General features: G+C 57.3%; 6 protein-coding genes, 1 tRNA gene and 2 pseudogenes. 2 read left to right on the top strand and 7 right to left on the bottom strand.

All coding sequences use genetic code 11. The annotated features are described in order from the left end of the window. Position 1: 1 nt before the first annotated feature. From gltB to BGIM_RS0130150, 4 genes are all read right to left on the bottom strand, one after another. Positions 2–4,561, bottom strand: a complete 4,560-nt coding sequence (gene gltB, locus BGIM_RS0130135) for a glutamate synthase large subunit (protein ID WP_040890952.1) — start codon at positions 4,559–4,561, stop codon at positions 2–4. Positions 4,562–4,703: 142 nt separating this feature from the next. Next, positions 4,704–7,472 carry a phosphoenolpyruvate carboxylase gene (ppc, locus tag BGIM_RS0130140; protein WP_020473404.1) on the bottom strand — a complete coding sequence of 923 codons (2,769 nt, stop codon included), beginning with the start codon at positions 7,470–7,472 and terminating at the stop codon, positions 4,704–4,706. A gap of 29 nt (positions 7,473–7,501) precedes the next feature. Further along, positions 7,502–8,824 (bottom strand): ATP-dependent 6-phosphofructokinase, encoded by a 1,323-nt coding sequence (locus BGIM_RS0130145; protein WP_157369530.1) that lies wholly within the window; start codon positions 8,822–8,824, stop codon positions 7,502–7,504. 63 nt (positions 8,825–8,887) lie between these two features. Continuing rightward, positions 8,888–9,205, bottom strand: coding sequence for a hypothetical protein (locus BGIM_RS0130150; RefSeq protein ID WP_020473406.1), 318 nt, complete (start codon positions 9,203–9,205; stop codon positions 8,888–8,890). A 139-nt stretch (positions 9,206–9,344) separates the two neighbouring features. Here BGIM_RS0130150 and BGIM_RS0130155 point away from each other — a divergent pair, with 139 nt between their 5' ends. Continuing rightward, the gene (locus tag BGIM_RS0130155; RefSeq protein WP_020473407.1) at positions 9,345–10,349 is read left to right on the top strand and encodes a sugar phosphate isomerase/epimerase family protein; all 1,005 of its coding nucleotides are present in this window, start codon (positions 9,345–9,347) and stop codon (positions 10,347–10,349) included. A gap of 336 nt (positions 10,350–10,685) precedes the next feature. Further along, a tRNA-Asn gene (locus BGIM_RS0130165) sits at positions 10,686–10,757 on the top strand. Between the two features lie 311 nt (positions 10,758–11,068). On the opposite strand, the pseudogene BGIM_RS68390 reads toward BGIM_RS0130165, so the two are convergent. The 3 genes and pseudogenes from BGIM_RS68390 to BGIM_RS66055 form a co-directional block, all read right to left on the bottom strand. Continuing rightward, a pseudogene (locus BGIM_RS68390) lies at positions 11,069–12,316 on the bottom strand (tyrosine-type recombinase/integrase); the annotation flags it as partial. A gap of 131 nt (positions 12,317–12,447) precedes the next feature. Then, complete coding sequence (locus tag BGIM_RS66050; protein WP_193789021.1) at positions 12,448–12,939, bottom strand: hypothetical protein; 492 nt, start codon at positions 12,937–12,939, stop codon at positions 12,448–12,450. Next, a pseudogene (locus tag BGIM_RS66055) lies at positions 12,933–13,339 on the bottom strand (hypothetical protein); the annotation flags it as partial. The pseudogene BGIM_RS66055 and the gene BGIM_RS66050, both read right to left, overlap by 7 nt.

Below are 13,339 nucleotides of genomic sequence, written 5' to 3' on the forward strand. Positions count from 1 at the left end.
ACTATGCGTTGACCAATTCCCACTGTCGTTGGACGGCCCGGCTTTGTTCAAGCACCCGGCGATAATCCTTCGGGAAGACCTTCACGAACTTCCCGATGGCCGCGCCGAAGTCGTTGACAATCTCGTTGCCGATGACCGACCCGGTGTACAGGACGTGCCGGTTGATGAGATTGCTCAACTGTCCGACATCCTTGTATTCTTCGACCGGTACGAGATCGACCATTTCCAAGTTGCAATTCTCGCGGAAGGTGCCATGCGGGTCGTAGACATAGGCCAACCCGCCGCTCATCCCGGCCGCGAAATTCCGGCCGGTGCTGCCAAGGACGACGATCATGCCGCCGGTCATGTACTCGCAACCGTGATCGCCCATCCCCTCGACGACAGCCTTTGCCCCGCTATTTCGGACGGCAAAGCGTTCGCCCGCCCGGCCACGGAAATAGGCTTCCCCGGCTGTTGCACCGTAAAGCGCGACGTTGCCGACGATGACGTTCTCTTCCGCGACATATCCGGCTTCCACGGGAGGGGAGACGATTAACTTGCCGCCCGAAAGCCCTTTGCCGACATAGTCGTTCGCCTGGCCGCGAAGTCGCAGCGTGATTCCACGGGTGACGAAGGCCCCGAAACTTTGACCGGCGGTACCGGTGAATCGCAGGTCAATGGTGTCTTCCCGAAGGCCGGTCTCGCCGAATTTTTCAGTGATGAAATAACTCAGCAATGTCCCGGTTGTTCGATTTCGGTTCGAGATCGGCAGCGACAATTGCAGTCGTCGCGGATGATCGACCGCATCTTTGGCCGCCCGGATAAACTCCCAATCGAGTTGTTCGGCGAGGATGTCCGGTTGCCGTTCGACACACCGCAACGGCGTGCCCGGCGCGACTTTTGGCCGTTCCAACAATGGCATCAGATCGAGATGCTTCGCCTTCCAATGCCACGACAGATCATGCGGGGTGAGCAAATCGGGACGCCCGACGATTTCATCAAGGGTGCGGAAACCCATCTCGCTCAATAATTCACGCACTTCCTCGGCCACAAAGAACAGATAATTGACAACATGTTCCGGCGTGCCGGCGAACTGCGCCCGCAATACTGGGTCTTGGGTGGCGATGCCGACCGGGCAAGTGTTTAGATGGCACTTTCGCATCATCACACAGCCAAGGGCGATCAACGGGGCCGTTGCAAAGCCGTATTCTTCCGCACCGAGGCACGCGGCAATGACGACATCGCGGCCCGTCTTGATCTGCCCGTCTGTTTGAAGCCGGACGCGGCCACGAAGCCCGTTACGGACCAACACCTGTTGGGCTTCGGCCAGCCCAAGTTCCCAAGCGACGCCCGCATGTTGGATGCTGGAAAGGGGACTGGCGCCGGTGCCGCCCGAGTCGCCGCTAATCAGAATGCGATCGGCGTATCCCTTGGCGACTCCCGTGGCGATTGTTCCAACACCGGCCGCGGCCACCAACTTGACGGAAATCTCGGCGTGCGGATTGGCATTCTTCAAATCGAAGATGAGCTGGGCCAGGTCTTCGATGCTGTAAATGTCATGGTGCGGCGGCGGGGAGATCAGCCCGACGCCCGGTGTGCTGTATCTCGTCTTGGCGATGGCGCTGTCAACCTTGTGGCCGGGAAGCTGTCCCCCCTCGCCGGGCTTGGCGCCTTGGGCCATTTTGATCTGAATTTCAACTGCGTTCGCCAGATAGTTTGCGGTGACGCCGAACCGGCCGCTGGCCACCTGTTTGATGGCGCTGCCTCGCAGATCGCCGTTGCCATCGGGCTTGAAACGGATCGGATCTTCGCCCCCTTCGCCGGTGTTGCTTCGCCCGCCAATGCGGTTCAATGCGATGGCCAGCGTTTCATGGGCCTCTTTGCTGATGCTGCCGAAACTCATCGCGCCGGTGAAGAACCGTTTAACGATCTCTTTGGCCGGTTCCACCAATTCCAGCGGGATTGATTTGCGGGCCACTTTGATATCCATCAATCCGCGAATCGTGCAGAGCCGTCGGCTCTCGTCGTTCGCGGCTTTGGCAAATGCGTCGTACTCTTCGCGGCTGTCCTTGCGAACGGCGTGTTGAAGCGTCTGGACGGTCTCCGGGTTCCACATGTGGTGTTCGCCACGACGGCGCCACATAATGTCGCCGCCGGTGTCGAGATCCGGGGATTCCGCATCCGGGTCGCCGGGGAAGCCGATGGCGTGACGAGTCAGCGATTCGCGGGCGATCTCGGCCAACCCAATCCCCTCAATACGGCTTGGCGTGTCAGTGAAGTATCGGTCGATGAGTTGAGAACTCAGCCCGATCGCCTCAAAGATTTGCGCCCCTCGGTAGCTCATCAGGGTGCTGATGCCCATCTTGCTGAAGACTTTCAACAAACCGGCGTCAATCGACTTGGTGTAATTCTTGAACGCTTTCGCCAGATCGAACGCCGCGCCATTGGCATCGACGAGCATCCCCTCGGCCGCAAGACCCCGATAAGTTTCAAACACGAGGTACGGATTGACGGCAGCGGCCCCGTACCCGACGAGCAGGGCGAAATGATGAACTTCGCGTGCTTCACCTGTTTCAACGATCAATCCGCAACGCATCCGCAATCCGGCCCGGATCAAATGATGATTCACAGCCGCCGATGCCAGCAGCGATGGAATCGGAACCTTGTCGGCATCCACCCCGCGATCAGAAAGGATCACGACGGTGTGACCGTCTTTCACCGCCTCCATGGCGTCATTGCACAATTTTTCGAGAGCCGTCTCCAATCCCCCGTTCTTGTCGAACAGAGTGCTGAGTGTGCGGGCCTTTAGCCCCGGCCGGTCCAGCACGCGAATCTTGGCAAGTTCCTCATCAGTAAGCGTGGGCCCTTTGAGGCGAAGCAAACGGGCGTGTTCGGGCGATTCCGCAAGCAGGTTTGTCTCGGCGCCGAGCAGTGACTCGGTGTTCATCACCACCTTCTCGCGGATCGGATCGATCGGCGGGTTGGTGACTTGGGCAAAGAGTTGCTTGAAGTAATTGAAAAGGAGTTGAGCGCGGTCACTCAGCACCGCAAGCGGCGTGTCAATCCCCATGCTTGAGATCGGTTCCTGGCCGTCTTGCGCCATCGGAATCAAAACACGCGCCACGTCTTCTTGCGTGTAGCCAAAAGCATGTTGACGATGCCGCAGGGTTGTCAAATCCGAGTCCGGAACTGTCGCGTTCGGCAGGCTATCCAGTTGAACCTGATGCTGCCCGACCCAATCCGCATATGGCTGGCGTCCGGCCACATGGAGCTTAATCTCTTCATCGAAAAAGACCTTCCCGGTGGAAGTGTCAACCATGAACAGCTTGCCGGGCTGAAGCCGCCCGGTGGCCCGAATTTCTCCCGTCGGCGTCGGCAGCACGCCGACTTCGCTGGCGACAATCACCCGCTCGTCCGTGATGACGTAACGACCGGGGCGCAGGCCGTTGCGGTCAAGCATGGAACCGATCACCGTGCCATCGGTAAATGACAGGTTGGCCGGGCCATCCCACGGTTCGGTCAGGCATCGGTGGTATTGGAAAAAGCCGCGAATCGACGGATCAAGATGTTTTTGTTCCTCATATGCTTCCGGTACAAGCATCATCATCGCGTGCGGCAACGTGCGGCCAGAACGAACCAGAAGCTCCACCGCCCGGTCAAGCACGGCTGAGTCGCTCAAACCGTCGAATTCCAATGGCAAAACTTTCGGCAAGTCTTCGCCCAAGGCCCCGCCTTGCATCATCGCCTGACGGGCCTTGAACCAGTGGGCGTTGCCGTTGAGTGTGTTGATCTCGCCGTTGTGGGCGAGCATGTGGAACGGCTGGGCCAGCGCCCATTGCGGGAATGTGTTGGTGCTGTATCGGCTATGAACAAGGGCAATTGCCGATTCCATGCCGGGATGCGACAGATCGGGAAAATACGCCTCAAGCTGGTCCGGCTTGAGCATCCCTTTGTAGATGACCGTGCGGGAACTGCTGCTGGCGATGGCGAATCCGGCCGGGGCTGATTCGCCCTGTGTCGCGGCCCATCGCTCGGCCCGTCGCCGGATCACATAGAGCTTTTGCTCAAATGCCTCACCGGTCGGCGTTGCCTTGCCCCGGCCAATGAGCAATTGTTCCATCACTGGTTCGGACGACTTCGCCAGCCAGCCGATCGCGTTTGAATCAACCGGCACAGGCCGCCAGCCGAGAACGGTCTGTCCTTCGTCGCCCACAATCTTTTCGATGACTTGACGACAGGAACTTCGATTTGTGCCATCTGTGGGCAGAAAACAAAAAGTGATCCCGTAGTCGCCCGCTCCCGGCAGGATAATACCGAGGGTTTTGGCCGCATCACGGAAGAACGGGTCCGGCATTTGGAGCAGGATGCCCGCGCCATCCCCGGTGTCTTGGTCGCAACCGCAGGCCCCGCGATGCTGGAGGTTTCGCAGCAGTTGCAGACCATCCAGAACAGTGGCATGCGACTTCCGGCCTTTGATGTCCGCGAGAAAGCCGACACCGCAAGCATCACGTTCAAACGAAGGATGATAGAGGCCGCTGGCGACCGGGGGCAACGGCGAGAACGGGTGAGAGTCCGATTGCATGGAGAATCCGATGAACACCAACCAAGTTACCTTCTGGGGTATGAATCATGGTTGACTGTGAAAGGAACAGAATTTCAAATAACAAACGAGTCAGAGTCCTTGACTCATGGAGAACCATCAGACTGGGAAAATTCACCCAGACTTATCCTGTGTTTTTCAGCCCGGAGGCGACCCCGTTGATGCTTTCCAGCACGCCGGTGATGAGTTCATCCCGCGACGGGCCGTCGGCGCCGGAACGCAGACGTTGCAACAACACCAGTTGAATGAAACTGAGCGGATCCACATACGGGTTTCGCCGGTCAATCGAGGTTTGGAGCACCGGCGATTTCTCAAGTAATTCCGTCTGTCCGGTAATCTGACAAACGGCATCGACGGCGCTTCGGTACTCGGCGGCAATCTGGCCGTAGATTCGCTCCGCGATCTCCGGTTGACTCACCAAGTCGGCATAGAGCCGGGCGATCACCATATCGGCTTTGGCCAAAATCATCTGGGCATTGTCGATCAATGTTCGCCAGAACGGCCAGCGAGCATACATGTCCCGAAGCATCGCCAGTCCGTTCGGATGGGTCTTCAGGAATTCGGTCACCGCGCTGCCAAGACCAAACCATCCCGGAAGGGTGTGCCGGCTTTGCATCCAACTGAACACCCACGGAATCGCCCGCAATTGTTCGATACTTTTGGCGCCGCTTCGCCGGGCCGGCCGGGAGCCGATTTTCAATTCAGCGATTTCGCCGACGCATGTGGCTTGTTCAAAATACGTCAGGAACTCCGGGTTTTCGTAAACCAGTGCCCGGTAGTTTCGCCGGGCCGATTCGGCGAGGCTGTCCAACGCCGTCAACCAAGCCGGATCGGGGCTTTCATCGTCGGCCGGAAAACTCGTCCGCAACACGGCATCAAGGACTTGTTCAAGATGTCGTTCGGCAATCGCCGGGTGTCCATAGCGGTCGGCGATCATCTCGCCCTGTTCGGTCATCCGCAACCGGCCGTCGACGGTGCCGCGTGGCTGGGCGAGAATGGCGTAATTCGCCGGGCCGCCACCGCGACCAATCGCCCCGCCGCGACCGTGGAAGAACTGGATGACGATTCCTTCCCGACGCCCCAATTCGGTCAGGTCAACTTGAGCACGATAAAGAGCCCAGGCCGACTGAAGAAAACCGCTTTCCTTGTTGCTGTCCGAATATCCAATCATCACCTCCTGCATGTTGCCCCGAAGCTCAAGTTGACGGCGATAAACCGGCAACTCAAACAGTTTCGTCATAATGTCGCGGGAGGTGCGAAGCGGTTCGAGAGCCTCGAACAGCGGCACAATGTCGATGCGGCTGATGCCCTCGATTGGCCGGAACAACCGGGCTTCGCGGGCAAACAACAGCACTTCCAACAGATGAACCGGGTCGGTCGTCGAACTGATGATGTAAGTGCCCAGGACTTCCGGCGAATGTTGTTCAAGCACCGCCGCCATTGTCCGGAACGTGCGAATCACTTCCACACAGTCGGCGGAGAAGGGCAGATGGGCGGGGATCAGAGGACGGGTTGATTCGAGTTCTTTCGCCAGCAACGTGAATCGCGCATCAGGCGACAATTCCAAGTAATTCGGACAAACCGAGGCGGCCCGCAAAACCTCATCAATGGCTTGTTCATGTCGGCCGCTGTGCTGGCGGATGTCGAGCGTCATTAGATGCAGCCCGAACACCTCGACCAAGCGGATAAAGTCGCGGATGGCCCCGTTGGCGGTTGCCGTGGCGCCGACCCGGCGAACGTCCTCGGCGATCAGTTTCAGATCGGCAAGCAATCCTTGTCGCCCGACATAAACCTCGGGCGGCGGCACATGTTTCTCGGCGCCCCAATCCGCGGCATGGGTGCGGGTGTATTCCAGCGTGCGGCGAAGTTTCTCGGCAATCATCCGACACTTGGCCCGATACGGCTCCTGCCCCTTGCCAGGCGGAAGACCGGGAAACAGTTTCGCGTCCGCCGCCAGCGAAGCCTTCAATTCAGGCCCGGCCTCGACAAACGGGGCCGAGTGACTGAGTTTGCCGCCAAGCGTTTCAATCCGGCTCAGGTAGTGCTTGAGAATGGTTTCTTGATGCAGCCGGACGGCGGCGGCCGTGATGTCGTGCGTGACATTCGGATGGCCGTCGCGGTCGCCGCCAATCCATGATCCAAAACGAAGAAACGCGGGCACATTCCAGTCGTGATTGGGATAAGCGCCTTTGAGGGCTGTTTCTAATTTTCGATAGACCTGCGGCACGACATGCAACAACCGGGTTTCGACCAACCCGAGCACCTGCCGGACTTCGTCAAGCACCGACGGACGTGAAGATCGGACCGAGTTGGTCAGCCACAAGCCCTCGACTTCCTCGGCAATGGCTCCGATGGCCGTTTCACGCTCGGTCGGCGTGAGCATGCCGTATTCAATACGATCTAGAAGTTGGGCGACGGCCGCCAGTTTTTCCAACACACTCCGTCGACGGGCTTCGCTGGGATGGGCCGTGTACACGGGCACGACAATCGCGCGGGCCAGATGATCCGCCACCTCTTCGGCCGGAATGCCCCGACCGGCGATTTGCCGCAATGCAGATTCGGCATTCTCAGCCCGGCGGGAATCCGGCTTTTCGGCCCGGTGACGCAACGCCCGCACACGGGCTTGTTGTTCCGCAAGGTTGATGAGGTCGAAAAAGACGCTGAAGGCTCGAATAAGCCCCCGGAGAGCGGGAAGATCGAGAGAACCAAGCCGGTCGCGTAGTCCTCGCGCCGCCTCCGGCGAGGGGTTGACACGCAACTCCTTGGCCGCCGCGCGGACTTCTTCCTCAAGATCAAACGCGGCATCCCCCGCAAGGAGACGGATTGCCTCTCCGAGCAGATTACCGAGCAGACGAATATCCGAGCCAAGAGCCTTCTGTGGGTCAAAAGTCATTCATCACCGAATTTGTGTTCCGGTCCCCATCACCCAAAAACAGGTGGTTGGCCGGTCGATTCCAATACGCTCAACCACAGGTCGCCATTCGGGTCCACTTCATGACGGTTTCGCACGGCCAGCGGAATCGGCAGCAACACGAACCGACCATGCCACCGGCTAACCACCACCTCGGTTCGTCCGGCCATCGCCGCATGGACGGCGTTGTGGGCCAGCCGCAGACAGTAAACCGCATCAAATGGGTTCGCCTTCACACTGCGGACGAAATAACTTGGGTCAAAATACTTCAGATTGAGTTCCATCCCCGCCGCCGTGAAATCTTCCGTGATCTTTTGCTTCAAAAAGACACCGATGTCGCCGAGTTTGGAATTCCCGGAGGCATCCGTCCCGCCGTTGTGGCTCCCCATCATATCTTGACCGGCGCCCTCGGCCACCACGATGACCGCATGCCCCGAAGCCTGCACACGCTTTCGGAGCGTCGCCAGAAAACCGTGATCCCCCTCCAGCTTGAAGGGCACTTCGGGGATCAGCACGAAGTTGGCGTCATTACAGGCCAGCGAGGCATAGCAGGCGATGAAGCCCGAGTGCCGGCCCATCAGTTTGACCAACCCGATCCCGTTCGGCGAGGCCTTGGCCTCGGCGTGGGCCGTCTGGATCACATCGGCCGCCATCGAGAACGCTGTCTGAAACCCGAAACTTTGATCGATGAACATGATATCGTTGTCGATTGTCTTAGGAATGCCGACAACCGCAATCTTTACCCCACGGGCCTCCACCTCGCGACTGATCGCCTGGGCTCCGCGAAGAGTGCCGTCGCCGCCGATGACGAACATAACATTGATGCCCATTCGTTCCAGGCAATCAACGATCTCAACCGGGTCTTGCTGACCTCGGGACGTGCCCAAAATTGTGCCGCCGTGTTCGTTGATCTGGCTGACAAATTGAGGCGTGAGTTCGAGAACCGGGCGCTTATACTTGGGAATAAAGCCTTGGTAACCGTTGCAAAAACCGTGGATGCGACGGACGCCGTAAAGGAAGTGCAACTCCATGACCAAGGCCCGGATCACATCGTTGAATCCGGGGCAGAGGCCCCCGCAAGTCACGATCCCCGCGCGAGTTTTTGAGGGATCGAAGAAGATCTTCCGACGCGGTCCGGCCGGTTCAAATCCTGGAATCTGGTCAAGCGATGATCCGTGGGCGACAAGGGCCGACGCGGTGTCGTCGAAGAGGACACGATCACTTTCATCAACGTTGTAATAGCTTCGCTTCCGCTGCTCTAAAATGGGCAGCAGCGGGGAATCTACCCGGCATGTTCCGAGTGACTTGACGATCAAATCTTCACGAGTGACCACGGGCCACCCCACGAGTCGCTTGGGCTCCGATGGTTGTACGTGTGAGTGATAATCTCATGGAACTCACCCGCCAATGTCTTCTGAAAAGTTGAGAATGGCACATAGATTGAGCAGACATTGAGCAATTCTTAAGCCAAATCCAATTGGTATGGCAATACTGAACAAAATCACTTGGCTCGTAAAAAATAAAATCAAACTAATGATTATTTTTATAGCAAATAATGCCTGTTTAGTGTGCGTGAAAAGAGGCAGTTCCGCATGGTTTGGCAGAATCATTTCTAACCAGAGAATGGCTTCACATGAGGAGTTCATCCTCTCAATACGTCCAAACAAATGAGCGATTGGGATAAAATGGCTGGCCGGATGAATGATGCCCCTCACTCTTCCGATGGCACAGATGCCCCATTTCGGCCAGGTTTTTGCTTGCCCGCGATGAACGAGAAGGCCACAATCAATTTTCTTCTGGCCGCACGAATGTCGCCGTTTTCAGAAAACCTCTCAAATTGCCGGGAACCCTGCCATGTCCGGTCCATATTCTCCGCTTGATCGTCGGGATCTGCTTGTGATGTCAGCCGTTGCCGGGGCAACCCTTTTTGCCAGCGATGGGGTGTTCGCCGATGAGCCAAAGAAGGCGGAACCAAAGCGTTATCCCATGAAAAAGTCGATCAACCAATGGGCGTTCCCATACCCGGAGAAGATGAATCTGGAGCAATGCCTGCGACTCGCCAAGGACGCCGGATTTGATGGAATCGAACTCAACTACGATCTCGACAACGACCTCTCACCCAAGAGCGGCGCGAAGGAGTACGCCGAAATCCGCAAACTGGCCGACAAGATCGGCATCGAGATCAGCGGACTCTGCTCGTTCCTGTTCTGGCCTTATGCTCTGACTCACAGCAACAATGCCAAACGCGCCCGTGGGTTTGAACTGGCCAGAAAAATGACCCAGGCGGCCCACGATCTGGGCGTCGAAAATCTGCTGGTGGTGCCGGGGGCCGTTCACATCCCGTGGCGAACCGACTACGAACCGGTGCCGAACGACGTATGCGACAAGCGAGCTCGCGAAGTGATCGGCAAACTGTTGCCGGATGCGGAAAAACTCAAAGTGAAACTGAACATCGAAAACATCTTTTTCAACGGCTATCTGATGACGCCGGGGGAGATGGTTGACTTTGTCGATCATTTCAAGAGCGAATTCGTGAAAGTCCATTTCGACACGGGCAACATTATGATGTTCCAGTTTCCGGAACACTGGATCAAACAATTGGGGCCTCGGATTCAAAACGTCCACCTGAAGGAATTCACGAAGAAAGGCACGGATTACTCGCTTGAGTCGTTCCGCCCTCTTCTGGATGGCACAACCAACTGGCCCGCCGTGATGGAGGCCTTCGACCAAACGGGTTACAAGGGTTTCCTCACGTTCGAGTATTTTCACCCGTATTCGCATTACCCCGAAGCCTTGATTTATCAAACAGCGGATTCCCTTGATCGACTGTTGGGGATCAAGGGGAAACTGACAAAGTGACAGAACAAAGGGGTTTTTACCGAGGGAGCCGGCTCATTGAAGCGAGGGCGTCAATCGGCTTGCGTGAACACATTTGGAAGAAGACACTCCACATCCAAAAACATCAGAATTTGGGGCGTCAAACCGGTGACGGCCACGACAGATGTGTTGATTGAGGTTTTCCACCCACCATTTTCGCCGGAAAGGCCGGTGACGGGGATGGTTTGGAAAAATTTTTTCACTGGCTTCGTTCCCTCTTGCTGCCCCCCGGACGGATACCTATCTTAGTTTTGCGGTCGAAAATCATGGAAGTTGAGCGAACCAATCGCCAATGAAAAGTGACTATCAGACGCACATTCCGCGATAGCTCAATGGTAGAGCATCCGACTGTTAATCGGACGGTTCTTGGTTCGAGTCCAAGTCGCGGAGTTTTCGCCCTTTGGCTTGATTGATGTAGCCTCGCTGATGTCACACGATGTCAGCGGGGCACTTTCGTTGACTGGGTAGGCGGTTGCGTCAATTCTCGAAACACTCCCCAAAGAATCGAATACTCGTTCATTCATGCCGGGAGATGTCACCAAAAGACCCACATTGAATGGAATTGGTGCGTCCGGTGGTGCGTCCGAATTTCTGTGGGCTTCGTTTTGTGTGAGAAGTTGGATTCCTCTTCCCGGCATCGTGACTTGCGGCATTCGATCCAAGGCACTCCGAACATCCAATTGCCCTTCGTCGGTGTAAACCTCCATTGTCAGTCTGATGTCGGAATGTCGCATGATCTTCTGGGCGACACGGGCCGGAACCCCGGCCCTGTTCAACATGGTGCAAGTCGTCTTCCGCATGGCGTGAAGGTGAACATGGTTTCCCCGGTCGTCAATCTTCGGGATTCCGGCGGCCTTCAAGTCCCGGTCCAAGATGCAGATCAAACCTGACGGCAATCGCAAGAGTTTGGCCGACGACGGGCGTCCACGCACACGCCCGGCCAAGTCGTCGGCCAAGTCGTCCGTCAGTTCGATCTTGCTCCCCTTGCCGTTCTTCTCGTCCTTTGGTTTCAACGTGAGGAATGACCCGCCCGGAGCGTAATTGAACTGGCCGACGGTGAGCGAAGCCAGTTCGTTCTTGCGTAGTCCGGTGAGAACGAGCGTCTTGTAGATCAACGCCCGCTCCCGTCCCAAGTCCGTCAGGCGTTCCCTTTCGCCGTCCCCGATCTTTGCCCCGAGTTCTCCCCTTCGCTCCCCCCGCCTAATGGTCAACGCATCGTTCAACGGTCGTTCGCAAGCCACTTTCAAGAGCCGTTGGAGTTCATCGTCTGTCAGTGCCCGGCTTGGTCTGCGTGGGTCGGTCTTCCGGTCTGCATTGGGCAACTGGGTGAACGGATTGGCAGCAAGGCATTTCTTGTGATCGACACACCAGTTGCCAAAGACGATGAGGCAGTCCCGGTAGTGATTGCGGCTACGGGCACTCATCCCTTCGCCCACTTGTCCGGCCAGCCAGTTTACGACGGGATTCGCGTTCAAGTCTTTGAGGAATTGAAATTTGCAATCCGTCGCCATTCGGCGAATCCCTGCCAAGACGTTCTTCCGGTACATCGCAGAAACTTCGGACGCGACCAAATGGGATTCGTACTCTCCGATCAACGGCCTCAAGAGAGATTCGCCCACACGCACCAAGTCGAGTTTGCCTTGGTCGAGAACCCCGGCGTCGATCTGTTCTTGCTCTCGCATCCAACCGGCCAGTTTTTGACGGGCAGCTTGTTCGTCGCGGCATCCGGTCGCCCGCTCGACAATGACACCGCTGGCGGCTCGATACTTCGCCGTGAAGGTCTTCGCCTGAGTCACGATGCGTTGAGTCCCATCCTTGCCCATAGTCACCTGTGCCGTGCGGAGTTTTCCGCGAACCCGCCACCGGGCCAAGGTCTTGCCCTTTTCTTGGTTAATCTCGGCATTGGCCGGAATTGGTCGGTGAGATTTCTTGCGAAAGACTGTTCCCATGAGATACCTCGTTGGAAGGATGAGTTGAGTTTACCCTGTCACGTCTGGGCGCGCCAGGTCCGTTTGTGTCATCCGGGAAGCGATTTGGCTTCCCGGTTCGTTTAATCACTTCGAGTCAGGCGCCAGAATCATCAACGAGACGATTCGGCGGCCGTGATGTCCTCTCGTTCGCGGAACAGTTCCACGAGTGCTTCTTGATTCGATTCAACGTGCGCCCGGTCCTCCGTGGTGGCCAAGCCGGATATCCGCATTCGGTTGCCGTCCCGACGCAACGTGATTTTGCGTTCCGAAAGATCGTCCAAGAGATGCAAAAGCGTCTCATAGGTCTTCGGATGGCCTGTCTTCCTTGACGCGATTGCCAGATGGGCGAACGGGTCTTCGTCCAAGAAGCCCGGCGGGAGTTTCAGGTAATCGGGATGCACAAGGGAACCGTCGGCATCCCGGAACATTCCCTCGGTCGGCACGATGTCGCATCCGGTTATCGAAGACGAATTAAACGAAATTAACGAAGGAAGGTCGGCGATTGGGGGCAATGGGGTCGCTTCGCCCAAGGTTTCTTCGTTTCTTTCGTTTGATTCGTTGGCCTGTCGCCGTTTGAGGAGGATTTCTTTCAGGGTCAGCATGTTGGCGGTTCCGTGGTGAACCACCGCTCGGCCGGTCGGCCCCCCGTGTCCTCTCGAACTCGCCTGACACGATGTTGTCTTTCGAGCAGAAGCAGAGCATCGGTAAGCACTGAAGAAGTCACGTTGCGCTGGAAATGGTGCATCAATTGCGTACGGGTAACTCCTAACTCGGAGAGGCTTCTCAGGAATTCCCGAATGTCCTCGGCCACCCGGTTCCCCGACGAATCCCCAAAGGCCCACATGAGCGAATGCTGGCAATAGTCCCAGAGGGCAAGGGCGGCGGCCAGATCGTCTTCGTCTACGGCGTCCCGAAGGTTCATGACGGCATGGATGCTCGCAACACGCCGGACGATGGGGGCGGCCCTGCCGCACATACAACCCACAAGCCCTTGCGGCGGGG

This window comes from Zavarzinella formosa DSM 19928, assembly GCF_000255705.1.
GTDB classification, from domain to species: domain Bacteria; phylum Planctomycetota; class Planctomycetia; order Gemmatales; family Gemmataceae; genus Zavarzinella; species Zavarzinella formosa.